The organism is Hymenobacter piscis, assembly GCF_018760735.1.
Classification (GTDB): Bacteria; Bacteroidota; Bacteroidia; order Cytophagales; family Hymenobacteraceae; genus Hymenobacter; species Hymenobacter piscis.
Genome location: NZ_JAHHZN010000004.1, coordinates 264,589 through 289,793, shown reverse-complemented (window position 1 = coordinate 289,793; position 25,205 = coordinate 264,589). Strand labels below are relative to the sequence as shown.

General features: G+C 62.7%; 21 protein-coding genes. 8 read left to right on the top strand and 13 right to left on the bottom strand.

What is annotated here, in order from left to right:
- Window position 1 precedes the first annotated feature (1 nt).
- The 6 genes from KLP40_RS06790 to KLP40_RS06765 all read right to left on the bottom strand — a co-directional run bounded on the left by KLP40_RS06790 (window position 2) and on the right by KLP40_RS06765 (window position 9,402).
- Window positions 2-2,029, bottom strand: coding sequence for a tetratricopeptide repeat protein (locus KLP40_RS06790; RefSeq protein WP_215593004.1), 2,028 nt, complete (start codon window positions 2,027-2,029; stop codon window positions 2-4).
- Between the two features lie 243 nt (window positions 2,030-2,272).
- Complete coding sequence (gene dgt, locus KLP40_RS06785) at window positions 2,273-3,697, bottom strand: dGTP triphosphohydrolase (RefSeq protein ID WP_215593003.1); 1,425 nt, start codon at window positions 3,695-3,697, stop codon at window positions 2,273-2,275.
- 88 nt (window positions 3,698-3,785) lie between these two features.
- Window positions 3,786-4,487, bottom strand: a complete 702-nt coding sequence (locus KLP40_RS06780; RefSeq protein ID WP_215593002.1) for a DUF1361 domain-containing protein — start codon at window positions 4,485-4,487, stop codon at window positions 3,786-3,788.
- Between the two features lie 95 nt (window positions 4,488-4,582).
- A complete protein-coding gene (locus KLP40_RS06775; RefSeq protein ID WP_215593001.1) occupies window positions 4,583-6,070 on the bottom strand; it encodes a TolC family protein in 1,488 nt (495 codons plus the stop codon).
- A 138-nt stretch (window positions 6,071-6,208) separates the two neighbouring features.
- Window positions 6,209-7,591, bottom strand: coding sequence for an HlyD family secretion protein (locus KLP40_RS06770; protein WP_215593000.1), 1,383 nt, complete (start codon window positions 7,589-7,591; stop codon window positions 6,209-6,211).
- A gap of 98 nt (window positions 7,592-7,689) precedes the next feature.
- Window positions 7,690-9,402, bottom strand: coding sequence for a peptidase domain-containing ABC transporter (locus KLP40_RS06765; protein ID WP_215592999.1), 1,713 nt, complete (start codon window positions 9,400-9,402; stop codon window positions 7,690-7,692).
- 321 nt (window positions 9,403-9,723) lie between these two features.
- Between KLP40_RS06765 and KLP40_RS06760 the strand changes: the two genes are divergently transcribed.
- From KLP40_RS06760 to KLP40_RS06740, 5 genes are all read left to right on the top strand, one after another.
- Entirely contained in the window at window positions 9,724-11,550 is a 1,827-nt protein-coding gene (locus KLP40_RS06760) for an ABC transporter substrate-binding protein (RefSeq protein WP_215592998.1), read from the top strand.
- A gap of 154 nt (window positions 11,551-11,704) precedes the next feature.
- Entirely contained in the window at window positions 11,705-13,030 is a 1,326-nt protein-coding gene (hemL, locus tag KLP40_RS06755) for a glutamate-1-semialdehyde 2,1-aminomutase (RefSeq protein WP_215592997.1), read from the top strand.
- A 216-nt stretch (window positions 13,031-13,246) separates the two neighbouring features.
- Window positions 13,247-14,095, top strand: coding sequence for a hypothetical protein (locus tag KLP40_RS06750; RefSeq protein WP_215592996.1), 849 nt, complete (start codon window positions 13,247-13,249; stop codon window positions 14,093-14,095).
- A 114-nt stretch (window positions 14,096-14,209) separates the two neighbouring features.
- A complete protein-coding gene (dcd, locus tag KLP40_RS06745) occupies window positions 14,210-14,746 on the top strand; it encodes a dCTP deaminase (RefSeq protein ID WP_215592995.1) in 537 nt (178 codons plus the stop codon).
- Between the two features lie 163 nt (window positions 14,747-14,909).
- Complete coding sequence (locus tag KLP40_RS06740; protein ID WP_215592994.1) at window positions 14,910-15,425, top strand: hypothetical protein; 516 nt, start codon at window positions 14,910-14,912, stop codon at window positions 15,423-15,425.
- A 78-nt stretch (window positions 15,426-15,503) separates the two neighbouring features.
- Here KLP40_RS06740 and gldC read toward each other — a convergent pair whose 3' ends face one another.
- Both gldC and dnaN read right to left on the bottom strand, forming a co-directional pair.
- The gene (gene gldC, locus KLP40_RS06735; protein WP_215592993.1) at window positions 15,504-15,842 is read right to left on the bottom strand and encodes a gliding motility protein GldC; all 339 of its coding nucleotides are present in this window, start codon (window positions 15,840-15,842) and stop codon (window positions 15,504-15,506) included.
- 98 nt (window positions 15,843-15,940) lie between these two features.
- Window positions 15,941-17,065 carry a DNA polymerase III subunit beta gene (dnaN, locus tag KLP40_RS06730; protein ID WP_215592992.1) on the bottom strand — a complete coding sequence of 375 codons (1,125 nt, stop codon included), beginning with the start codon at window positions 17,063-17,065 and terminating at the stop codon, window positions 15,941-15,943.
- A gap of 280 nt (window positions 17,066-17,345) precedes the next feature.
- Between dnaN and KLP40_RS06725 the strand changes: the two genes are divergently transcribed.
- Window positions 17,346-18,257: a DUF2971 domain-containing protein gene (locus tag KLP40_RS06725; RefSeq protein WP_215592991.1), complete on the top strand. Its 912-nt coding sequence runs from the start codon at window positions 17,346-17,348 to the stop codon at window positions 18,255-18,257.
- Between the two features lie 27 nt (window positions 18,258-18,284).
- Here the strand turns inward: KLP40_RS06725 and gldG are convergent, their stop codons facing one another.
- The 4 genes from gldG to KLP40_RS06705 all read right to left on the bottom strand — a co-directional run bounded on the left by gldG (window position 18,285) and on the right by KLP40_RS06705 (window position 22,706).
- A complete protein-coding gene (gldG, locus tag KLP40_RS06720) occupies window positions 18,285-20,015 on the bottom strand; it encodes a gliding motility-associated ABC transporter substrate-binding protein GldG (protein WP_317196759.1) in 1,731 nt (576 codons plus the stop codon).
- A 115-nt stretch (window positions 20,016-20,130) separates the two neighbouring features.
- Window positions 20,131-20,856, bottom strand: a complete 726-nt coding sequence (gene gldF / locus KLP40_RS06715; protein ID WP_215592990.1) for a gliding motility-associated ABC transporter permease subunit GldF — start codon at window positions 20,854-20,856, stop codon at window positions 20,131-20,133.
- Between the two features lie 104 nt (window positions 20,857-20,960).
- Entirely contained in the window at window positions 20,961-21,872 is a 912-nt protein-coding gene (gldA, locus tag KLP40_RS06710) for a gliding motility-associated ABC transporter ATP-binding subunit GldA (RefSeq protein ID WP_215592989.1), read from the bottom strand.
- 138 nt (window positions 21,873-22,010) lie between these two features.
- Window positions 22,011-22,706 carry an SDR family oxidoreductase gene (locus KLP40_RS06705; protein ID WP_215592988.1) on the bottom strand — a complete coding sequence of 232 codons (696 nt, stop codon included), beginning with the start codon at window positions 22,704-22,706 and terminating at the stop codon, window positions 22,011-22,013.
- A gap of 17 nt (window positions 22,707-22,723) precedes the next feature.
- On the opposite strand from KLP40_RS06705, the gene KLP40_RS06700 reads away from it, so the two are divergent.
- Window positions 22,724-23,503 carry a GIN domain-containing protein gene (locus KLP40_RS06700; RefSeq protein ID WP_215592987.1) on the top strand — a complete coding sequence of 260 codons (780 nt, stop codon included), beginning with the start codon at window positions 22,724-22,726 and terminating at the stop codon, window positions 23,501-23,503.
- Window positions 23,504-23,563: 60 nt separating this feature from the next.
- On the opposite strand, the gene KLP40_RS06695 is transcribed toward KLP40_RS06700, so the two are convergent.
- On the bottom strand, window positions 23,564-24,274 hold the full coding sequence (locus KLP40_RS06695) for an SDR family oxidoreductase (protein WP_215592986.1): 711 nt from the start codon (window positions 24,272-24,274) through the stop codon (window positions 23,564-23,566).
- 118 nt (window positions 24,275-24,392) lie between these two features.
- On the opposite strand from KLP40_RS06695, the gene KLP40_RS06690 reads away from it, so the two are divergent.
- A complete protein-coding gene (locus KLP40_RS06690; protein WP_215592985.1) occupies window positions 24,393-25,124 on the top strand; it encodes an MlaE family ABC transporter permease in 732 nt (243 codons plus the stop codon).
- Window positions 25,125-25,205 lie beyond the last annotated feature (81 nt).

Genomic DNA, 25,205 nt, shown 5'->3' with positions numbered 1-25,205 from the left:
ACTAGCCGTTGAGGGTCAGCAGAAACTCCGTGTAGTGGCCTTCGCGCGACGTGACCGTGAGCGTTCCGCCGTGGCCTTTGGTCACGATGTCGTGGGCCAGGGACAGGCCCAGGCCGGTACCCTCGCCCATGGCTTTGGTAGTGAAAAAAGGCTCAAAGACGCGCGCCCGCACGGCCGCCGCCATACCGGTACCGTTGTCGTGGATGCGTACCTGCACCCGGCGGCCGGTCCGGTGGGTACTTACCCGCAACACGGGCGCGTAAGCCGCCGGAGCCTGCTGGCCCCGGGTAGTGAGGGCGTGCAGGGCGTTGGTAAACAGGTTCAGCAGCACCCGCTCCATATCCGCCGCCAGCGGAACCAGTCCCACGGCGGGGTCCAGCTCCGTTTGAAGCGCATCCGGCGGGAGCAGCGCCAGCGGCGCAGGACGGGCCTCGTAGGCCAGGGCCAGCTGGGCCGCAACCACCTGGTTCAGGGGAGTAGGCGCCAGCGGGGTAGCTCCCACCCGGGCGTGGGTGAGCATGCTGCTGATAATGGACGAAGCCCGCTGGCCGTGCTGACTGATTTCGTGCAGATTCTGGCGCAGCCCGCCCAGTATTTCCTGGCCCAGCTCATCGGCCACCGCCCCGGCCGGCTCCTGGGCCAGCAGCGTGTTGCTGACGGCGGCCAGCCGGTTCATAAAGTGGAGTGGGTTCTGCAGTTCGTGGGCAATGCCCGCCGAAACTTCTCCCACGAAGGCCCACTTCTCGGCCGCCACCAGTTGTTGCTGCGTAGCCACCAACTGCGCCTGCTGACGGGCCAGCAACCCGTAGGCCCGGTTTTTCTGGTGGTTACTGCGCCACAGCACCACACTCAGCGCCGTGACCAGCAACAGCCCCACCAACGACACGCCCAGCAGCCGACGCTGCTGGGCCACCTGCTGCCGGCTCAGGGCGGCCCGGCGGGTAAGCTCCCCGATACGGGCCTGGCGCCGGGCCAGCTCGTAGCTGTACTGCAGGGCGGCGGTGCGCCGGATCAGGTCCCGACTGCTGAGCGTGTCGCGGTACGCGGCGAAGAGCCGGTGGTAGCGGTACGCGTCGGCAAAACGGCCCTGCCGGGCACTGGCCTCGGCCAGCACCTGGCTCACATCGCGGATGTTTTCCTTTACCCCGCTGCGCTGGCTGGCCGTCAGGCTGGGCCGGCCGTAGTAGAGGGCGCTGTCGGCGCGGCCGGTATGGAGCTGGGCACGGGCCAGCACCAGCTCCACCCAGGGCAGGTAGCCGACCACATCGAGGCGACGGAGGCGGGCGCGCACCTGGCGACCGTAGCGCAGCGCTTCGGCGTAGCGGCCCTGCCGCTCACTCATATCGGCGATGTTGAGCTCTTCCACCAGCTGGCCCGGCCGGTCGCCTAAGCGGCGGGCCAAAGCGGCATCCTGCTCGTAGTAGCGGCGGGCGGCAGCCCAGTTGCCCTGGGCCCGGTACAGGTCGCCAAGGCCGCGCAGACTCTGCGACACGCCGCCCTGGTCGCCAGCCTGCCGGGCCAGGCGCTGGCTGCGCTCCAGGTAGCGGCGGGCCTGCTCGTACTCGCCCAGCTGGGTGCTGATAAAGCCCAACTGGGCGCTCATCAGCACCAGCCATTTGGCATCCTGCAGCACCTCGGCCTTCAGTAGCCCTGTTTGCCCGCTGGCCAGGGCCCGGGCGTAGTTGCCCTGCCCGAAATAGACGTAGCCCAGGTTATACACCACCGCAATCTGGTTGGGCACGTCGCGCAGGCGCTGAAAAATTGGCTCGGCCCGGCGGGTGAAGGCCAGGGCAGGGCCGTATTCGTTGCGCTTGCGGTGGTAGAATCCCAGCCCCAGCCAGGCCTGCGCCTGCCCCCGGGCGTAGCGCCCCCGCGTAGCCAGGGCCGCAGCCTGCTCGAAACGCTGGCGCGACAGGCGCGGATTGGAGCCGCGCAGCTCGAACGCCTCCGCGTTCAGCCGGTTCACCCGCGCACTATCGGCGGGGGCCGTGGCCGCGGCGGGGTTGGATGTGGCCAGCAGCCACAGCATTGCCCAGAAAGAGAAAACCAACCGCCAGCTTAAGCGTGGGGCCTGAAAAGTCGTGCGCATAAATTCTGCCCCAAGATACGCTGCCGCCTGCCGCTACGGCAAGCCCGGGGGCGGCACCAATCGGCCTCACTCGACGGACAGGCGGTGGCTCTCCGTGAAGCCGGCAGCTGCCCCGGCCGGTGCTGCGCAGGGCCGCGACCCGGCAGGCCGCAAACCAAGCCCCGCAACCCGGCCCACTCGTGCTCAGAAGCCCCTGGGCAGGTCGATGCCGTGGATGGTGCGGAACAGGCTGAGCGCGTTCTGGTCGGTGAGGCCGCCGATGTAGTCAGTGAGCAGGATGATCTGCTCATAGGCCGAAGCCTGCGCCTGCGCGCCGGCAGCCCGAAACTGCTCGGGCAGCAGCTGCAGCAGCTTGCGCGAGCGGGGGCTGGCCTGGGGGTCGAAAGTAGCGTGCAGGAAGGCCCCGAGCAGGCCGGCCAGCACCTCGAAGCCGGCGGCCTCAATTTCGAGCACCGGCCGGCTCTGGTACAGGTGCTCCACGGTGAGGCGGTGCACTTCCTCGAGCTGCTCCCGGCAGTCGAGCAGCTGGACCAGGGGCGCATCGAAGTGGCCGCGCAGCAGCTCGGGGGCGCGGTCGGCGAAGCGGCGGGCAGTTTGCTGCACGAGGTGGTTGATGAGGCGGGCGCGCAGGTAGCCCAGTTCCTCACGCCAGTCGCGCCACTCCACCGAGCCCCGGCGGCCGGGCGCGTCGCCGAGCATGTCGCGCAGCAGGGCCAGACCCGGCTGGCACGGAATCAGGCCCAGGCGCAGGCCGTCCTCAAAGTCGATGATGCGGTAGCAGATGTCGTCGGCCGCTTCCACCAGAAAGGCCAGGGGGTGACGGTGGTAGAAGCCGTCCGTTTCGCCCCCGTCGGCCGGCTTGGGCAGCAGGCCCAGCTCCCGGGCCACGTCCTGAAACCGCGCGGCCTCGGTCTGGAAGTAGCCGTGCTTTTTCTCGCTGGTGCCCTCGGTCAGGCCGCTATCGGCCACCACCGAGGGGCGCGGGTACTTGCTGAAGGCGCCCAGGGTGGCGTAGGTCAGGCCCAGGCCGGCCGAGCCGCTGCTGTGGGCCGCGTAGGTATGGGTGAGCACCCGGAAACCGGCCGCGTTGCCCTCGAACTGCTGCAGATCGGCGCGCTGGGCGGCGTTGAGCATGCGCACGAAGGGCTCGGCGGCGGGCGAGCGGAAGTAGGCCGAAATGGCATCCTCGCCGGAGTGCCCGAAGGGTGGGTTGCCAATGTCGTGAGCCAGGCAGGCGGCAGCCACGATGTCGCCGAAATCGGCGTCGAGGTGGGGCAGCTCGGCGGCCAAGCCCTCGGTTTCTTCGAGCAGCAGCCGCCCCCCGAGCCGGCCCAGGGAGCGGCCCACGCAGGCCGTTTCGAGCGAGTGGGTCAGGCGGGTGTGCACGAAATCGGTTTCGGGCAGGGGCATGACCTGGGTTTTGCGCTGCAACCGCCGGAAGGCCGAGCTGAACACCACCCGGTCGTAGTCGGCCACGAAGGCCCCGCGCACGGGCGGGGCATCGGTCACCACGTGGAGCTGGGGCTGCTCGGGGTAGCGGCGGCGGCTGAGCAGTTGCGCCCAGCGCATGGCGGGGGCATTTTCGTCGGGAGGCGTGAGGTGGAGCATTTTTTGGCTGTTCGCTTTTAACTGCCAGCGAATAGCCGCAAGCTACGCGTTGGCAGTTAAAAGCCAGCCGCAAGCTGACAGCCCGCAGCTAATAGCTATTCGCCAGGTTCTCCTCTCCCATCCGCCCCAGCAGGCGCACGGTGGCGTAGCCCAGCAGCAGGAAGGCGCCGTAGAGCAGCGTGATGCCCCAGGTGCCGGAGTAGGCCGTGGGGTGCAGCAGGCGGTGGACGATGTCGTAGAAGAGGGCCAGCGGGTTGGTGAGCACGTCCCAGCTGTTGAAGCGCAGGTAGCGGCCCAGGTAAACCCCGAAGCTGCTCAGCAGCAGGGCCGCCGTGGCAAACGCCCAACCCGACCACCAGCCCAGGCGGCGGGTGACGAGCTGCTGCATGTCGGTGAGGGAGGCGTAGGCCAGCATCAGCCCGTTCCAGGCGCTGCTCAGCAGCAGGGCCAAGTCGTACCAGTAGGGCACGCCGGCGCGGGGTTCGAGGTGGAAGAGGTCGGTGAGGAGGTAGGGCGCGTTGGGGAAGAACAGCAGCCAGGCCGCGCCGACCGGCAGCAGCACCCGGGCCCGGAGCCGCCCGGCGCTCAGGCCCAGCATGGTGCTCAGCCCGAACGGAATCAGGGCCAGCAGCAGGTTCCAGAGCAGGAAAACGAAGGTGACCTGGTGAGTCAGGAATACCCGGAAGGCCACCAGGACCACGCTCAAAGCCAGCGAAGCACCCAGCACCAGCAGCAGATGCAGGCGCTGCCGCAGCTGCAGCAAGGATAATGTAGCAACGGACATTGGCATAGCCCCAAGTACGGAAAATTTCCGCGCTCCTGACCACGCGCCCGGGCCGGTTTCAGTCCCGGGCACGTGGTCAGGAGCGCGGCCGGTACGGGGCGCTAGGGGCTGGTCTGGAGCTCCTCTACCCCGCCGGCGGCCCAGCGCAGCGTAGCCTGGGTCTGGGCGTACTTGGCCTGCAGCTCGGCCAGTTTCTGGCGGGCCTCCAGCAGCTTGGACTCGCGGGAGTTGACCAGGAACACGGAACTCTCGCCGTTTTCAAACCGGGTCTGCTCCCCGTTGCGCAGGCGCAGCGCGTTTTCCACCACCTGTTCCTGCAGAATCAGCTGCTCGCGCAGAGCTTCCCAGTTGTTGGCCGCCGTCAGCACGCCAGCCTCAATATCGCGCGCGTCCTGCTGCAAATCCAGCACGGTGGTTTGCTGCTTTACGCGGTTGATCTGGAGCTTGGCCCGTTCCTGCCGCAGCAGCAGCGGGTAGGCAAAACTTACCCCCAGCTTGTAGTTGTTGGCCAGGTAGGAGCTGCTCAGGCTGGCGGCTTTTTCGGGGTTGAAGGGCTGGCCGGCTTGGAGCAGGTTGTAGTCGAGCGTGAGCTTGGGCAGCAGCTTGTTGCGCAGCAGCCGGTTTTCCACCGTGAGCTGGTTGAGCTTGGCCCGGCTTTTCTGCAGTTCCGGGTGCAGGCGCTGAGCCAGGTCGGTCAGCTCGGCTACCGAGTCAGCAGGCAGACTGCGCCAGGCCGTAGGGCCAGGCAGGCGCTGAGGACGGGTGTCCTCGGGCAGGTCGAGGGGCTGCTGCTGCTCGTTCCAAAGGTAAGTGCTCAGCAGCAGGCTGGAATTGCGAAACTCCACCTGCGCCTGACGCAGCTCGGCGGCGCGCTTCTGCAACTCGCCCAGGGCCTCCACCGAGTCGATGGCGGCCAGGTCGCCGAAGATAACGCGCTGGCGCACGGCCTGAAACCGCTCGTCGCCGAGGCGCACATTCTGGCGGCGCAGCTCCAGCTCCCGGTAGTCCAGGCTCCAGGTCCAGTAGTCCTTGGCCGCCTGCAGCAGCAGTTTGTTGAGGGCCCCGCGGCGTTCCGCTTCGGCCAGGCCCTGCAGGGCCTGGGCCTCGCGCACGGCCGCCCGGCGCTCGTCAATGAGCAGGCCCTGGGCCAGGGGCACCGACAGGCCCAGGTAGCTCAGACCGGCCGGGGAGGTGAAATTCTCGGGGTTTACGTAGGTGCCCGTGCCCCGCTCGTAGCCGGCCTTGATGTCGGCTCCGAACCAGAGCGGTACCCGCAGCTGGGTGTCCCAGTCGTGGAAGTATTCCTGGTCCTTGAACGTCTTGCCGTAGTACTTGCTGGTAGCGGTGGGGTCGAACAGGCCGCGGGCGTAGCGCACCTCCTGGAAGGCGCGCTCGGGCAACAGGCCCGCCTGCCGGGCCACCGGGTGGCGCAGGGCCACGTAGGTGAGCATATCCGTCAGCGAAAATACCCGGCCCGAATCGGCCGGCGAGGGCACGGCCGGCAACTGCGGCACCCGCGACACCTGGGCCACCAGGGCCGGAGTGGCCGTCAGCCAGGTCAGGATCAGAAGAAGAAAGCGAGAGGACATGAAGGCGTGCGTTCAGCGGTAGTACCTGCCACCGGGCGGCGACCCGGGGCAAGGGAACGGATCAAGGTCAGGTGGCCGTCGGGCGCGTCAACGAGCGCAAACCAGCGCCATGCATAAGGCCCGGCAACCACCTGGTGGCTAGTACTCCTCGGCCGGCTTGTCGGCCTTTTTCTCGATTTTGCCACCCTTGGCCTTGGCATCGCTCGGCCGGCCCACAAAATCAGGCGGGAAGCCGTTGAGCTGGCGCCAGAGCTCGTACCAGATGGGCACGTCGTCGAGCAGGGCCCAGCCGTAGACGCCGGAGCCCACGCGCAGGGGAGCGGGCCAGGGTTCCAGGTCGGGGTCGGGCGTAACGAGGATACGGTACTGGCCCTGGGAGTCGATGTTGTCGATAACGGCTACCCGCCCCCCGAACGTACCGAAGCTGGTGCCGGGCCAGCCGGTGAACACCAGCGCCGGCCAGCCATCAAACTGCAGGCGCACCTTGCGGCCCACGCTCAGCAGCGGAATATCCATGGGCTGCACGTAAAGCTCGGCGGCCAGCTCGGGCGAGATGGGCATCACCGTCACCACGTCCTCGCCTTCCTTCACGATTTCGCCCAAGCCTTCCTTGAGGGCGCGCACCACGTAGCCGTCCTGGGGGGCCTGAATGTGGTAATAGCCGGCCCGGATGCTGAGGTTGGCCAGCTCGTTGCGCAGCTTGGCAATCTGGCCCTCCGAATCGAACTGGTAGGCCACGGCCGAGCGGCGGTCCGACTCCGACTTGGCCAGTTTGTCCTGGTACTCGGCCTGCAGCGAGGACAGCTCCAGCTGGGCATTAACCAGCTCCTGGCGCGAAACGCCCAGCTTGTTTTCCACGCCCTGGCGCTTGGCCGTGCTTTCCTGGAACTTGAGGCGGCGCTGCTCCAGTTCGGTCAGGCTCTTGAGGCCCTGCTTGTAGAGCTCTTCCTGGCGTGCCAGCTGGCGGGTGGCAATGGCAATGTCGTTTTCGGCGGCCCGCAGGTCGGCCTCATCGGAGTTGACTTTCAGGCGGGCCTGGCTGACTTTGTTACGGGCCTTGTCCAGGCTCACGGCCAAGCCGCTGCGCAGGGCATCCTGCTGGTCGCCGAGGGCGGCCGTTTTGCCCCGGTTTTCTTCCAGAGCCGCAATTTTGGCTTCGAGCTGCTCACGGGTGCGGGCCAGCAGCTCGGGGTCGAAGTACTTTTCCTTGATTTCCGTGATGGTGAGCAGCGTGTCGCCCTTGCGCACGCGCTGGCCCTCGCGCACGTGCCAGCGCGCCACCCGCCCGCCGATGGTGCTGGGCACGGTCTGGGGGCGGTCCTGGGGGCGCAGGGTAGTCAGCTGCCCGTTGGAGCGGATGTTCTGGGTCCAGGGCAGGAAGCCGGCTAGCAGCAGCAACAACCCGAGCCCGCCCAGCCAGCGGGCCAGCGTCCGGCCCACCTCAGGCGTCTGCACCCGGGCAAGCGAACGGAAGTTCTCCGCGGGAGCTATGGCTTCCGAATGGTGTTCAGCAAAAGGCATGCGCAGTAGAATTGAGAGAAAACGGAAGGGAGGAACAAGGGCGCCGCCGGAACAGCGGCCCGCTGAAACAGGGCCGCCGCGGCCGGCATACAACGCATTTACAGGTAAGAAGCCACCGCGTCGAAGTCGCCCTGGGCCATGATCTGGCCCTGTTGAAGCACGGCAATGCGAGAACATTGCTGCAGTAGCTCCGGTTCGTGGGTGGCCAGCAAAAGAGTCCAGGATTGCTCCGGTGCCAGCAGGCGCTCCAGAATCCGGCGGCGCTCGGCCAGCCCCACGCTCAGCAGCGGATTATCGAGCAGCAGCAGGCGGGGCCGGGCCACCAGCACCCGGGCCAGCAGCAGCTTTTCGCGGCTGCTGTCGGAGAAGCGGGAGCCGGCCCCGACGGGCGTGTTCAACCCTTCGGGCAGGGCATAAAGCTCGTCGCGCATATTCACCAGGTCCAGGGCCCAGGCCACGTCGTCGGCACTGATGCCCGGCTGGTCCAGGGTCAGGTTCTGCAGCAGCGTACCTTCGATCAAATGTCGGTGCGACATCGTGTCGCCCAGGGCCCGGCTCAGGGCCGTCGGCGAGAGGTCGTGCAGGGGCAGGTGGTCGTAGGCCACCACGCCGGTGTAGCCACTGAGCACGCCGGCCATCACGTTGAGCAGGGTGCTTTTGCCGGCACCGTCGGTGCCGGCCAGGCCCAGGCGCAGGCCCGGCTCCAGGGTGAGCGCCACACCGGCCAGCGTGGGCCGGACGTTGCCGGGGTACTGGTAGCGCACATCGTGCAGCTCGGCGTGAAGGCCGGTGCGGGTGGTGGCCAGGGGCAGATCGTGGGTGCCGGTGTGGGCCGCGAGCTGGGGCAGGTCGAGCACGTGCCCGATTTTATCGAGCGAAGTCAGCGCGTCGTACACCACGTCGAGCTTGAGCAGCACTTTCTCAATGGCGGAAATGGTGAGGATAATCACGATTTCGGCGGCCACAAACTGCCCGATGTTGATTTGCTTGCTGATCAGCAGCCAGCACCCAAGGCCGAGCAGCACGCCGGTCACGAGGGTTTTGAAAGCTACAAAACCCCAGTACTGGGTCAGCAGCACCTTAAAGTGACTTTGCCGGGCCGTCAGGTAGCCGTCGACCAGGTAATCGGTGCGCTTGAGCACGATTTGCTGGCGGGGGGCGTGCCGGAAGGAGTGCACCGAGCGGGCCACGTCTTCGAGCCAGGCCAGTACCCGGTATTTGTACTTCGACTCCGCCAGACTCGTTTCCAGCCCATCGTTGCCGGTAAAGCGGATCAGCAGGGCCAGTACGCCCAACAGCAGCAGGCCGAAGGCAATGAAGACGGGATGGTAGAAGGAGAGCAGAATCAGGCCGAACAGGATCTGCAAAGCGGCCGCCGAAAACTCAATGAGCAAGGTGGAAAGGCCCTTTTGCAGGGTGGGCGTATCGAGCAGGCGGTTGACAATCTCGGGCAGGTACTCGCCCCCGAGGTCTTCGGTGCGTACCCGGGGCACGCGCTGGGCGAAATCGAAGCTTACGCGGGCAAACAGGCGCTGCTGAATAAACTCGACCAGGTAGAGCTGCATCACCTGCAGGGCCCCCACGGCAAAGGTGCCGAAAACGATAAAGCCAATCAGCACTACCAGCGAGGTGCTCAGGCTGCCGCTGCTCACAAAGCCAATCACCGACTGCACGCCCAGCGGCAGGGTCAGGCTGATGAGCCCCGTCAGGGAGGCGTACACGTAGAGGTAGGTGATGTCGCGGCGTTCCAATGCCACCAGTTTCCAAAAGCGCTGGCCCGGGGTAAGCGAAGCCGGGGAGGAAGAAGCCATAAAGCGGGAGTCCAGAAAAAAAACCAGAAAAAAGTAAGCCGCCCGTCCCGGAGGTACCCGGAGATGTTACAGGCCGGTTTTTGGCAGGGCAAAGGTACGCCGATGCCCGGTCTTCCATCTTAAGATCAGATTAAAGCCGGCTTAATTCGGTATTAAAAACTACCGGAGCCAGCCGCCGGGGCCGGCCTCGCGGCGTGGGCTGCCCGCCCGCTACTGAGCCCGCTACTGCGTACCTTTGCCCCGCGGGCCGCGCTGGTTGCGGCTTCGCGGTTCCTCCCGCCTTTTCCCCTGGCTCCTCGGTTTATGAGGTTATCTGCTCTTTTGCCTACTGTTTTGCTGTGCGCCGGCGTGGCCTTTGCCCCGCCCCTGCGGGCTCAGCAAAAGCCAGCCCCCAAACCCGCCGGCCCGGCGGCCACGCAACCGCCGGCTAAGACCCCTGGCCCCCTGGCCCCCAAGCCCGTGGCCAAACCCACGGCCAAACCCGCGCCGGCCGGCCCGCCCCTGCCCGCCGGTCTGGGCTCGCCCGATCAGAACCTGCGCTATAAAAACGGGAAGATTCTGGTGGAACAGGGCCGCTACGAGCTGGCCCTGCAGGAGCTGGAGCCCCTGACCAACCCCACCGCCAAATTCGAGCGGGCCCCGGAAGCGGCCTACCTCTACGCCGTGGCCGCCAGTCGGGCCAGGAAGTGGGCCGAGGCCGAGCAGATGCTCAATCTGCTGCGCAACCGCTACGCCAGCTGGGGCGGTGTGCCCGAAGCCCTCTTTCTGCAGGGGCAGATTTCCTTCGAGCAGAACGACTTCGAGAATGCTCTGCGCGTGCTGGGCCAGCTGCCGGCCGGCACCCTGGCCACGGAGCGGGCCAACATGGAAGCCGTGTACCTGCCCCGCGTCAAAGACAAATCCACCTTCCAGAGTCTGCTGGCGGCCCACCCCCAGGATGCGGCCCTGGCTCGCGCCTACGCCGACAAGCTGGTAAACGGGGGCTGGTACACGCCGGCCGACAAAGCTCAGCTCGACCAGCTTATCAGTCAGTTTCAGCTACCTCGCGCCGCTTATACGCCCCGGCCCAACGCCGTCAGGAAAAGCACTTACAACATCGGGGTGCTGCTGCCCTTCGAGTTTAACGACCCCAGCTGGGAAAAGCGCCGCAAAAACCAGTTCGTCACCGACCTCTACGCCGGCCTGCGCCTGGCCCAGGACTCGTTGCAGCGCGAAGGTCACCCGGTGCAGCTCTTCGCCTACGATACCGGGGCCGATACGCTTCAGCTCAAGCAGCTGCTGGCCCAGCCCGAGCTGGCCGGCATGGACCTGCTCATCGGGCCGGTGTATAAATCAGGCTCCCGGCTGCTGGCCCGCTACGCCCAGCAGAAGCAGATTGCCGTGGTGAACCCCCTGTCCCAGGACGGGGAGCTGGTGCTCGATAATGCCTGGCACTACCTGTTCGAGCCCAGCACCGCTACCCAGGCCCGGCAGGCGGCCCAGTTTGCCTACACCCGCCTGGGCGGCCCCCGCACGGCCGTGGTGCTCTACGAAGACACTAAAGACGAGGAATCCTTCGGCCTGGCCTACCAGCAGGCCTACGAGGCCCTGGGCGGCAAAGTGCTCCAGCTGCGCCGCCTCAACTCCGACGACGAAACGTCCTTGGCCGCCGGTTTCGCGGGCGTTGACCTGAAGACCATTGGCCACCTGGTGGTGGCGTCCGACAACCCCAAGGCCGGCGTGTATACGCTCTCGGCCCTGCGGGTGCAGAACGCCAAGCCGCCCCTGCTCACGTACGCCTCCTGGCTCAACAACAACCGTCTCTCCCTGGATCAGCTCGATTCCCGCGACGTCTACTTCGTGCACCCCAAGTACCTGGACCGCACCAACCCGGGCGTGCGGCGGGTGCGCCAGCTCTACCTGCAGCAGCAGAACCTGCCGCCTTCGGTATTTGCCTACACCGGCTTCGAGCTGCTCTACTACTTCGGCAACCAGCTCCACCAGTACGGTCCGGCCTTCCAGCAGCCGCTGGCCAACGGGGGCCCGGTTTCCGGAGCCGTGTTCCAGGGCATCGGCTACCCCAATGGCGCCCACGACAACCAGTACGTGCCCATTACCAAGCTCGAACGCCTCGAAATAGAAGTGCTGAACCCGGTAGGCTTCCGGTAGTTACTTAATGTGCGGAATGTGAGAAATGTGGTTAATGTGAAAATGGCTTCCGGTCAGACTTCCTCACGACGTTCAGCAGCTACATATTGCCCTCCATAAATTCCATTCCGCACATTATTCTCATTTCGCACATTCCGCACATTAAAAAAAAGACATGTCCGCTTCCCCCGCCTCTACCCCTACCCTCCACCTGGCTACTTCCGATACCCTTTTCACCCGCGCCCAGCATCACATTCCGGGCGGCGTAAACTCGCCGGTGCGCGCCTTCCGGGCCGTGGGCGGCCACCCGGTGTTTATGCAGTCGGCCCAGGGCGCCTGGCTCACCGACGTGGACGGCAACCAGTACCTGGACTTCATTAACTCCTGGGGGCCGATGATTCTGGGCCACGCCCCGGCTATGGTGGTGGAGGCCGTGCGGGCTGCCGCCGAGCACTCCCTCTCCTTCGGGGCCCCCACCCGCCGGGAGGTGGAAATGGCCGAGCTCATCAAGCAGATGGTGCCCAGCATTGAGAAAGTACGCCTGGTGAACTCGGGCACCGAGGCCACCATGTCGGCCATCCGGGTGGCCCGCGGCTACACCGGCCGCGACAAAATCATCAAATTCGAGGGCTGCTACCACGGCCACGGTGACTCCTTCCTGATTGCGGCCGGCTCGGGGGCTCTTACCCTGGGCGCGCCCGACTCGCCCGGCGTAACCCAGGGCGTGGCCCAGGACACGCTCACGGCCCCCTACAACGACCTGGCCGCCGCCGAACAGCTCATTCTGGCCAACGAAGGCCAGGTGGCCGCCCTGATTCTGGAGCCGGTGGTAGGCAACATGGGCCTCGTGGAGCCGGCCGCAGGCTACCTCCAGGGCCTGCGCGAGCTGTGCACCCGCCACGGCATCGTGCTCATTTTTGATGAGGTGATGACCGGTTTCCGCCTGGCCCGGGGCGGCGCTCAGGAGCTCTACGGCGTCACGCCCGACCTCACCACGCTGGGCAAAATCATCGGGGGCGGCATGCCGGTGGGCGCTTACGGCGGCCGCCAGGACATCATGGACAACGTGGCCCCGGCCGGCAAGGTCTATCAGGCGGGTACGCTCTCGGGCAACCCCATTGCCACCGCCGCCGGCATCGCCCAGCTCACCTACCTGCAACAGCACCCCGAGCTCTACACCGAGCTGGACCGCATCACAGCCCGCCTCGCCGACGGCACCCGCCAGATTTGCCGGGAGCTGGGCCTGAACTACACCGTGAACCGGGTGGGCTCGATGTTCAGCGTTTTCTTCACCGATCAGCCCGTCACAAACCTCGACGAGGCCAAAACCTCCGATACGGAGGCCTTCGGACGCTACTTCCGGGCCATGCTGCACCGTGGCATCTACCTCGCGCCGGCCCTCTACGAAGCCCTGTTCGTGAGCACGGCCATCACCGACGAGCTGGTGGACGTGTACCTGACCGCCTGCCGCGAGTCGATGCGGGAAGCCCACGGGCTGTAGTTCAATGTGGGCAATGTGAGAAATGTGCAGAATGTGGACGTGCCATTTTATAGCGGTACATCCTCTAGAACCGCTATCTGCTATTTGGTTGCTCCGATGAGCTTGCAGGGGCACGGAACGAGTTGTCTCTCGGATGAAGCAATTCGCACATTTTTCACATTTCCACATTTTCACATTCGCAAATCCCCGACCTTTGCGGCAACTAACCGCGTGTTCATGCCCCGATTCCGCCCGCTGCTGCCGCTTTTTCTGTTGCTGTGGCTTGCTCTGCCCGCTCTGCTGGTGGCCCAGTCGGGCGACCCGGCCGCCGCCAACAAGCGCCTCTTCGACCGGACCGTGGACGAGCTCAACTACCGGACCATGGAAACGGTCTACGACAAGTCGTTTACCCGGGCCAAGTTTCCGGCCGGCCTGCGCACGGCCAAGGCCCGCCGCGAGTTCGATACCTTTTTTGGCCGCGACGACCTCAAGAAGCTCTTCCGCAACTACAACGGCGTTTCGGAGCGGTTTAAGGGTCAGTTCGGCAAGGGTCGTACCGACCTGATGGAGTTCGAGAAGCAGCTCAACAGCATTTTGGTAGACCGCAACTTTGAGTTCTTCATCCGGGTGCTGCCCCGCGAAGAGCGCGTGTCGCTGGTGCGCAACCTGCAGCGCATCATCAAGCAGGGCGCGGCCCAGTTCAACGCCTCCCAGGACCCGGCCCCCGAGGAAATAGCCGCCGACGGCGCCGCCGTGCCCCCCGCCGACGGCCCTACGCCCGCCCTCGACGCGCCCGCCACCGTGGCCGAAGATCCGCAGCCCCAGCCCGAAGCCGCCCTAACGACCTCCTACGCCGGCCCCCGCCCCCTCGACGTGGCCCCGCGCCACGACTGGATGGATTACCTCTCGCTGATGCTCGCCAGCGGCTCCTTCCTGCTAGTGCTCTACCTGACCGTAAGCGTGCTCCCGGCCCTGCGCAGCCGCCTTGAGGAGGCCCTGCCCGAGGAGTCGGAGCCCCAGGTCCGGACCCCGCGCCGCCGTTCCCCCGCCCTCCCCGAGGACCGCTACGAGGAGGAGGACAACTAATTAAAAATTAAAAGTGAAGAATTAAAAATTGCTTGTCCATCCATTTTCGAGGTAGGATTCGGCTCTTTTTTCCATTCATTTTTAATTTTTAACTCTTAATTTTTAATTGAAAAGATGATTCTTTCCGACCAGCAGATTCTCTCCGAAATTGAGCGGGGCACCATCGTCATTGAGCCCTACGAGCGAGGCTGCCTCGGCACCAACTCCTACGACGTGCACCTGGGTCGCTACCTGGCCACCTACCGCGACGCCGTGCTGGATGCCCGCAAGCACAACCAAATCGACGTGTTCGAAATCCCGGAGGAGGGCTTCGTGCTGCAGCCCGGCACGCTCTACCTGGGCGTTACGGAGGAATACACCGAAACCCACGCCCACGTGCCCTTCCTGGAGGGCAAGAGCAGCGTCGGCCGCCTGGGCATTGATATTCACGCCACCGCCGGCAAGGGCGACATCGGTTTCTGCAACACCTGGACGCTGGAAATCAGCGTGTCCATGCCCGTGCGCATCTACCACGGCATGCCCGTGGGCCAGCTTATTTACTTCACGGTAGAAGGCGAGGTGGAGAATTTCTACAACCGCAAGCCCAACGCCAAGTACAACGAGCGCACCGTAAAGCCGGTGGAATCGATGATGTGGAAGAACACGTTCTAGGGCCGGCAGCAGGTGCCTTAAGGGGGTAGCGGGCGCAACTCCGGCTCCCGCGCAAACTCACTGGCACAATTTTTCGTTAGGGAAGGGTACCAGCCGGTTTTCATTTTCACCGAAAGCAGTTGGTTCCGTGCGAATTCCATCCGTTCACGCTATCCTTTCCCCGATGAAAAAGCAACTTGCCATAGTTACCGCTCTTCTGCTCACGTCCCTGGCAACGTATGCCCAGCAACGTGGCCCGCTGGTAGTGCCCAAAGACGAAACCAAAGTCACCGGCCAACTCACGCCCGCCCAGAAACGTGCGCAGGAGCTTTCCTACCAGATGACCCGCGACCTGCACCTGAACGGGTACCAGAAAACGCGTCTGCAGGCTATCAATGAGGCCAAGCAGGCCAAAATTGTGGCTATCAACCAGAAGAACGCCGGTAATCCCGGCCTCATCAAGGAGCAGTGCGACGCCGTTTGCCGGGAGCGCGACAAAGAGTTGGAAGACGTGCTCAGCACCGACCAGTACAGCACGTATTACGGCTCGCGGGGTACCTACAACAGCTTTAGCATGAACTATACCACCCAGGCCACCAACGACGCCTTCGTGAAGTCGGTGCAAAGCCCGGCACCGGTCAGCAGCAAGGGGGCCACCATCGGGCCTGCCCGCCCAACCACGACAACGACGACCAAGTAAGCTAGGTACCGCTATAGGCCGAAAGCCCCGCCAGCACGTTGCTGGCGGGGCTTTCCGTTGTTTGGTAGTAGGGGCCGGTTACTTCTGCTTGCGCTGCTCCTCCTCAATGTGGTCCATGAGCTGACGGCACAGGTCGCGCATCTTGGTGGCCATCACGGAGTCGTTGGTGGCGGTGAGCACGCTTTCGGCCATGGCCCCGATGGTATCCACGTAGAAGTGCTTCATCTCGTCGACGGGCATATCCTTGGTCCAGAGGTCGATTTTCATCGTGCCCCGCTCGTCCCGGTCCCAGAGGGCAATATTGATGGCCTTGGCAAAGTGAATATCGGGTCCCGCATCGGTAGCCGACCAGCTGATGGCCTCGGGTACTTTCTGGTCGTCGAGGGCAATGCTGAAGCGGATTTCAGACTTTTTCATGAGTGTGAAAAATGTGAAGGATGTGGTGAATGTAAAAAATGTGCTGAACGTGGCATTACTCCACATTCAGCACATTTTTTACATTCACCACATTCAGTTTAAACGTAGTTGTTGAGCATCACGGGCATCACCAGCATCAGGATGTTCTCGTGGTCGTCGGGGGTGGTGGGCATGAGCAGACCGGCGCGGTTGGGCGTGCTCAGCTCCAGGGTAATTTCCTCGGAGTCGATGTTGCTGAGCATTTCCTGCAGGAACTTGGCGTTGAAGCCGATTTCCATGTCCTCGCCGTCGTACTGACAGGCCAGCTTTTCGTTGGCTTCGTTCGAGAAGTCGAGGTCCTCGGCCGACACCGTCAGCTCCGAACCGGCTAGGCGCAGGCGCACCTGGTGGGTGGTTTTGTTGGAGTAGATGCTGATGCGCTTCACCGAGTTGAGCAGCTCCTGGCGGCTGATGATGAGCTTGTTAGGGTTGCTGACCGGAATCACGTTCTCGTAATCGGGGTAGCGCTCATCAATCAGGCGGCACACGAGGCGCATCTGGTTGAAGCTGAAGAAGGCGTTGGAGGCGTTGAACTCCATGCGTACCGGCGTGGCCTCGGAGGGCAGCGCCCCCTTGAGCAGGTTAAAGGCCTTGCGCGGGATGATGATGTTGCTGGTCTGGCCCGCGCCCACGTCGGAGCGGCGGTAGCGCAGCAGGCGGTGGCCGTCGGTGGCCACGAAGGTGACCTGGTTGTCGGCCAGCTGCACCAGAATGCCGGTCATGGCCGGGCGCAGCTCGTCGGTGCTCACCGCGAAGATGGTTTTGTTGATGGCCCGGCTCAGCGACGACGACGGCATCTCGACCGGGGCCGTGCCCTTCACCACCGGCACGCGGGGGAAGTCGGTGGCATTCTCGCCGGCCAGCTTGTAGCGGCCGTTGGAGGAGGCAATTTCGATGGTGTAGGTTTCCTCGTCCAGGGTGAAGGTCACGGGCTGGTCGGGCAGGTTTTTGAGCGTATCGAGCAGGATGCGGGCGGGGGCGGCAATACGGCCACTTTCGCGGGCTTCCACAGGCAGCTCGGTCATCATGCTCGTCTCCAGGTCGGAGGCCGTGATGGTCAGTTTGCCATCCTCAATTTCGAAGAGAAAGTTCTCCAGAATGGGCACCACGGGGTTGTTCGTAACCACGCCGTTGATGCTCTGAAGCTGCTTGAGCAGGGCGGAAGACGAGACGATGAACTTCATATCAGGCAGTTGGGTTGGAGGCGTTTTGGGATAGTGGGCAAAGATAGGCAACGCGGGCGGGGTTTTCTAATGAAACCGGGCCGCCCCTACTGCCGCCAAGTGGGTCAGAAAATAAGGGCCAAGGCCCCTGCTGTCTATAAAGCCAGCAATAGCAACACATATGCACATATACTTTCATATATTTATCATCAGGCTACAAAGACAATGAACATCTATCTAATGTCTCCATTTTGATTCGACATTCACTTCATATATTTGGGAAACCTCCTATAACATCAAAATGACTAATCCATCCTTCAAACGACTAAATCAAGCAGCTAAAGACTTAAATATTGGACTTACTACTATTGTTAATTTTTTAGCAGAAAAGGGGTTTTATATTGAAAACAAACCCACAACAATACTAACCACTGAGCAGATAGCAATTTTAAATAAAGCGTTTTCAAATTCTATCCAAGACCTAAACACCGAAACTACAACAGTAAACAGAGAAGCTACAACTTTAGATAGCATAATTAGAGAGAGAAAGAGAATAGGTCAACCAAATTCTTTCTTTAAGTATTTTGGCACAAGTGACTTTCATTTCGAAAGTCTAGAAAAAAACTATATATATTTCTCTCCTCCGAGCTATTTTAATGACCCTTATGACTGCAATCAGGATCTAATTGTTTTTCCCACAGGCAAGTCGAAGAATAACAAGTTAATCACAAGGTTTAGAAATAACCTCAGCACCATTGGCATCTGTTGCTTTTCAACAGTCAAGGACTCTATTTTACTTTGGTCGCACTACGCTAATAGCCACAAAGGCTTTTGTTTGGAATTTTCATTCCCTACCAGTGATCCTAACGGTATTCATCCTCTTCCAGTATGCTATAGTGATTCATTCCAAAAGCTTAGTTTTCAAGCTGAAAGAGATGATTCGATCTTCAACATGATATATACTAAGTCCAGAGAATGGTCTTATGAAAAAGAATGGAGAGTACTAAAAACTGGATTATTAAAAAATTCTGATAGAAAAATAAATTTCAATCAAATTTTTCTTAAATCAATATATTTGGGTATTAAATGCGAGAACGAGACAATCGAAAAAATAAAAAATATATGCAAAGCAAAATATCCTAATATTAAAATACACCAAGCATTCAAGTGCAATGAATCATTTAAGATAGATTTCAATGAATTGTCATTCTGATATCTGTTGTCAGAATAGTTACAAACCCTAAAACCGCGCGTACCGCCGCTTGCGCCACCAGGCGCGCACCGCCCCGAACAGGCCCAGTAGCACCAGCGGGGCGGCCAGGTTCAGCAGTTGCCAACGGCGGCGCTCCTCCACTACCCGCAGCTTATCCAGGGGGCGCAGGGTGATTTGCTTGCCGCGCACGCCAATCAGCCCCGACTCGTCGAGCATGTAGTCCACGGCGTTGAGGACCAGTTCGCGGTTCGCAAATTCAGTGGGCGCGAGGCGGTCGAAGCCCAGGCGCAGGGGGCGGCCGGTTTTGGGGTCTACCTCGTTGCGCACGAAGTCACCATCGGAAACGACCAGCACTTTGGCGGGGCGGGCGCCGGCCACCGTGGCGGGCTGAAAATTGGTGGTACCAGGCGCCGCGCGGTTGGCGTAGAGGGAGCTGAACTGGCCTTCGAGCAGGTAGCCCACGGGCTTGAACTGGGTGTTGTAGAGCTTGGGATCGGGCGGCAGGCGGGCGTCGTTGAGGTTCACGGGCACCGGCGAGGGCAGCACCCGGGTGTAGCGGGAGGTAAACAGCAGCGGCGTTTTGCGGATGCCCGTGGCCTTCACCGTATCGATGCTGCTCACGAACTTGGTGTACACCGCGTCGAGGTTGCGGGTGATGGGATGGGCGCTGAACTTGTTGATGAGCGGGTAGAACTGCCAGGGCATGGGCTCCACCTTGGGCTTATCGCCGTTCATGCCCGTCACGAGCGGAATGACGCCGGAGTTGAGGTCGAGCAGCAGGTCGGGGTTGACGCGCAGGCCGTACTTGAACAGCAGGTCGTCGAGGTTGAGGCTCTGGGGAAACGCGAGCATGCCGCCCCGGCTGGCGCTGTCGAGGTTTACGCGCATGGCGTCCACGAAAAACAGGGCGTTGCCGCCTTTGGTGATAAACTGGTCGAGCTTGAACTTCTCGGCCTCGGTGTAGGGCTGGCCGGGCCGGGCCACCACCAGGGCACTGAGCGTGCCCAGCGCCTCGGGCTCCGACTGCGCCAGGTTCACCCGGAATACATCGTAGTACTGGCTCAGGGAGCCGATCAGGTCGCCGGCTTCCAGGTTGGAAAGCTCGCCGTGGCCTTCCACTACGCCAATGCGGCGGCGCTGGCCGGGGCTGAGCCGCCGGATGGCGCTGGCCAGTTCGTACTCCAGGCCCTCGATGCTCTGGTTGAGGCGCACGTCGGCCGGCGCAGCCTGGTTGCCGCGCAGCAGCAGCACCTTTTCCTCCTTGCCGCCGGCCGACACCACGGCCCAGGGAAAGATGATTTTCTCGGTGCGACGGCCGTTTTCGTTGGCGCCCAGGTTGGTAGGAGTTAGTCCTTTCTTGAACAGGGCCTGGTAGGCTTCGTTGCGGGCCTGCTCGGTGCCGGCCGCCGAGGGGTCGATAAACACAAAGTGCAGGTTGGTGCCCCCGTACACGCGCATTTCGGTCAGGGTTTCGCGCACGGCCTGCTGGAGGCGGCGGAAGGCGGGCGGAAAGTCGCCGTCGAGGTACACGGTCACGGTGACGGGCTGGGGTAGCGTTGCGAGCAGCTCCCGGGTGGCCCCCGCCATGGTGTAGCGCTTTTCCTCCGTCAGATCGAGGCGGAAAAAGTACAGGCCGCCGAGAAAGTTGAGCAGCAGCAGCGCCCCCAGCAGCACCCCGAACCGGGTCAGGTCGCGCCTTTTGGTAGCTGTTGGCTGTTGGCTGGTAGCTGTTGGCTGCTGTTCTGGTTCAGTACTCACGAATTCACGCTGAAGAGTCGTTCAAAATCAATTTTTCATGGCCAGCAGGACGCATTCTAACCTACCAGCACAGAAAGCAAACAGCCATCAGCGAGGGGCTAACAGCTGAGAAAAACTACCAGTTACGGCTTTGCAGCACCAGGCGGGTAGTGAGCAGGGCGCCGGCAATCAGGGTGCCGAAGTAGAGCAGGTCGCGGGAGTCGATGAGGCCCTTGCTAAGGTCGCGGTAGTGGGCCGCAATGCCGAGCTGGCTGATGTAGTAGGCCGGGGCCCCGTCGAACACCGAAGCCAGGGAATCGAAGCCGGTATAGATCAGAAAACAGGCCACCACGGCCGCCAGGAAGGCCACAATCTGGTCGCGGGTAAGGGCTGAGGCTAGCACGCCCAGGGCCGCAAATACAGCCGCCAGCAGCATCAGACCCAGGTAGGAGCCCACCGTCGCGGCCGAATCGATGTTGCCGACGGGGTTGCCGAGCTGGTACACGGAGTAGTAGTAGAGCAGCGTGGGCACCAGCGCCAGCAGGGCCAGCAGCAGGCAGGCCAGGTACTTGCCCCCGATGATCTGGGTGTCGGTGAGCGGGCGGGTGAGCAGCAGCTCCATCGTGCCGGCCTTCTTCTCCTCGGCAAACGTGCGCATGGTCAGGGCCGGGATCAGGAACAGGAACACCCAGGGCGCGGTGCTGAACAGGGTCTGCAAATCGGCAAACCCATAATCGAGCACCGAGCTGTCCGGGAACACCCACACGAACAGCCCGGTAGCCACCAGAAACACCCCCAGCACCACGTAAGCCACGGGCGAGTTCAGGAAGCTGTTGAATTCTTTGCGAAGGATGGCGAGCATTGATTAATGTGCAAAATGTGCGGAATGCGGAGAATGTGTCAAGGCGCTAAAAAATGCGAAAAATGCTGTAGCGCATTATCCCACATTTTTCACATTCTGCACATTCATTTAGTCAGCTCCTGGAACACCTGCTCCAGGCTCTGTTCTTCCTGGCGCAGGCCCAGCAGCACCCAGCCCTGGGCGGCGGCGAGGCGGGAAATGGCTCCGCGCTGGTCGGAGCCGGCGCGGGCCCGGATGCGGTAGGTGGCGCCGCGCGCCTCCGCCTCCGCGGCCACGATGCCGGGCAGGGCCAGCAGGAGCACCACGTCGATGGGCTGCTCGAACTCGGCGCGGATGATAGTTTCGCCGGCCGCGCGGGCGCCCAGCTCCGAAACGGGGGAATCGGCCACGAGGCGGCCGCGGTTGATGATGACGGCCCGGCTGCACAGGGCTTCCACCTCGGGCAGAATGTGGGTGCTGAAGATGACCGTTTTATCCTGGCCCAGCTCCCGGATCAGGCTGCGGATTTCGCCGATCTGGTTGGGGTCGAGGCCGGTGGTGGGCTCATCGAGGATGAGCACGCCGGGGTCGTGGATGAGGGCCTGCGCCAGGCCCACGCGCTGGCGGTAGCCCTTGCTGAGCGCCCCGATCAGCTTGTTCTGCTCGCGGCCCAGGCCCACGCGCTCCACCAGCTGGCGCACCCGCTGGCGCAGGGCGCTACCGCCCAGCCCGTGCACAGAGCCGATGAATTCGAGGTACTCGTGCACGTACATGTCCAGGTACAGCGGATTGTGCTCGGGCAGGTAGCCTACGCGGCGGCGCACTTCCAGCGGGGCCGTCTGCACGTCGTAGCCTTCCACCACAATGGTGCCGGCCGAGGGCGGCAGATACCCCAGCGCCATCTTCATGGTCGTGGATTTGCCCGCCCCGTTCGGCCCCAGAAAGCCCAGGATTTCGCCCTTGCCCACCGAAAAGCTGATGTCGTCCACGGCCGCCTGGGTGCCGAAGGTTTTCGTGAGGTGCTGAACTTCTACCATAGTTGCGTTACACGTTGTACTGATGCCGCTCCCGGCTGTCATCCTGAGCGGAGCGAAGGACCTTATCGCGAATGAACAAATAGTGCGAACGTGATAAGGTCCTTCGCTCCGCTCAGGATGACAGCCAGGCTAAACCGCCTACTTCTTCGGCTGCAAGGGCCGCATTTCGATATCGACTAGGTGGAAATTAAACGGCGTTTCCAAGGCATACACCATCGTTTCGGCAATGTCGCGGGGCTGCATCATGCCTTCGTTGGCTTCCACGCCGGGGATGTCGTCGAAGAAATTGGTCTGGGTGGAGCCGGGATAAATACAGGTGACCTTGATGCCATCCTTGCGCACTTCCTTGAACAACGACTGCGAGAAGCCCCGCACCGCAAACTTGGAGGCGCAGTAGCCGGCCATCTTCTCGATGCCGGTGGTGCCGGCAATGGAGCTGATATTAAAAATATGGCCCAGCTGCTGCTTTTTCATGGCGGGCAGCACGGCCTGGATGCAGTAAAAGGTGCCGTGCACGTTGGTATCGAACATCAGCCGCCAGTCGTCGGAGGAAAACCCGTCGACTTCGCCCGAAATGCCCAGGCCGGCATTATTGACCAGCACGTGCACTTCCTCGCCGAGCTGTTTGGTAGTGGCGGCAAAGGCCTTCTGCACCGACTTCTCGTCGCGCACATCGCACTCCACGAAATGAAAGCGCGGGTGCTGAAACGCGCTGGGCGCGGTGCGCCCCCAGCCGGCTACCTGCATGCCGCGGGCCAGCAGCGCCTCCACGGTGGCCAGGCCAATGCCTTTGCTGACGCCTGTGATAATGGCTACCTTGCCGCTCAGGTCCATAGTTATCGAAGAGAAAAATGCTGAAGATTCGTTTGAAGGTGCAAGGTAACGCGCTGGGGCGGGTTTTGCGTACGGCAGCCGTGCTGGGCCTGGCCGCCGGGCTGGGGAGCTGCGATAAAGGCAACGAGGCCGGCTGCTTCACCAGCACCGGCCCCATCGTGACGGAGCGCCGCGCCCTGCCCCCCGTGCGGGTACTTATCACCTACGATAACGTGAGCGTGGTGCTGGTGCAGGATACGGCCACCTACGCCGAGGTGCGGGCCGGCCGGAATCTGCAGGATGACATCCGGCTCGAGGTCCGGGGCAACGAGCTCACCATCCGCAACACCAGCCGCTGCAACTGGGTCCGCCGCTACGATACGCCCCGGGAAGTGACCCTGCACCTGCCCCGCCTCACCGATGTTTTCCTGCGCGGCCAGGCCGATATCCGCACCCAGGGCGCCTTCCGCCAGGATACCCTCTTCGCCCACCTCGTTGGGGCCGGCGACTTCCACCTGAACCTAGTCAGCCACTACCTCGGCATGAGCCAGTACGAGCTCGGCAACATCTACCTGAGCGGCTCCACCCAGGAGCTCCACCATACGCTGGGTGGCAGCGGCAGCTTCTACGCCCAGGATTTTCCGCTTCAGCACGTTTATCTGCAAACGGATTACAGCAGCAGTGGCAACCTGCACCTGCGCCCTGCCCGCCTGCTGGCCGGCACCCACGCCGGCACCGGCACCGTTTTTCACCCGGCTTCGCCCACGCTCGAAAAGGTGCTCCGCATCACGGGCAAGGGCAAAGTTCAGACTGAGTAAGCACCCGTTCGGCAGCGCGCAGGCCCGCAGGTTACCGAGGCAGCCTGCGGGCGCCAGGTGCTACAAATCTCCCAGCTGCGGGCGGATCAGCAGCTCTTCTACCACGGCCTGGGAGGACAGGCTGAAAACCCCAAAAACGGCGTCGGCCACGTCCTCGGCCTTGATGAAGCGCTCGGCCGGCAGCTCCACGCCCTCCCAGCTGGCCGTAAGCGTTGGCCCCGGCAATACGGCCGTTACCCGGATGCCAGCTTCCTTGAGCTCCTCGCGCAGGTTTTTGCTGAAGCCCAGCAGGGCGTGTTTGGCGATGCCGTAGGAGCCGCCGTTGGGATAGGCCGTGGTGCTGGCCGTGGAGCACATGGTAAAGATGTGCCCTTCGCCCTGAGCCAGCAGCCCTGGCAGCAGGGCCTGGGTCACATCGTAGGCACTGAGCAGGTTCACGGCTAGCATCCGCCGCAGCTGGGAGCCATCCTGGGGTTCGTCCTGCAGCCGGCCCGGAATAAAGGCGCCGGTGTTGTTGATGAGCACGGCCACCGGCCCCAGCTCCCGCACGAACCCAGTGAAGCGGCGGGTGTCGGCCGGCTCGCTCAGGTCGGCGGTGTGGGTGTGCAGCACGGCTCCGGGCACCAGCTCGGTGGCAGCTGCGTGCAGGGCGGCCAGGTCAGCAGCCGAGCGGGCGCAGGTGATAACCGGGTAGCCGGCCCGCAGAAAACGAAATACCAGAGCCCGGCCGATTCCCTTGGTGCCGCCGGTGATGACGATATTTTTTTGCATTCCTTTGATTCCTGAATCAGTTCTTACGTAGGTAGAGCGAACGAATTTTCGGGCACGGCCCCAGCTCGTCCGTTTGCGCCCGCAAGTTTCCGCTTTTCCTTTCTGTTTTCTCGCTTTTATGGTCAAATCATTTGGTCGGTTTCTACTCTTTATTCAGAGTATGCTCACCCGCAAGGAGCGGTTCGCCGTGCTGTGGAAGCGCACGATTGATGAGTGCGTCACCATCGGGGTAAATTCCATTTTCATTGTATCCATTGTTTCGGCCTTCATCGGGGCAGTTACCTGCGTGCAGATTGCCTACAACCTCGTCAATCCGCTCATCCCCAAGAGCACCATCGGGTTCATGGTGCGCGAAATGACCATTCTGGAGCTGGCTCCCACCATCACCAGCATCGTGCTGGCGGGTAAGGTGGGCAGCAGCATTGCCGGCGGCCTGGGTACTATGCGCATCACGGAGCAGGTATCAGCTCTGGAGGTGATGGGCATCAACTCGGCCTCCTACCTGGTGCTGCCGCGCATTACGGCTTCCATCCTGATGTTTCCGCTGCTCGTGATTCTGGCCATGGCCCTGTCCATCATCGGGGGCTATCTGGCCGGCTCGCTTACCGGCGCTGTTTCGGCCCAGGAGTATATCGAAGGTATCCGCACTGATTTTGTGCCGTACAACATCGTGTTTGCCCTCATCAAATCGGTGGTGTTTGCGTTCCTGGTGTCGGCCATTTCCTCCTTTAAGGGCTTCTTCACGGATGGCGGCGCCCTGGAAGTCGGCAACGCCAGCACTACGGCGGTCAACAATTCTATCATCGCCATTCTGGTGGCCGACTTCGCCCTGGCGGCGTTGCTTCTGTAAAAGAAGTAGTTAGGAGTTAGGAGCCAGGAGCTGATTTCTTCTTCTCCTGGCTCCTAACTCCTGGCTCCTAGTTTCTACTCT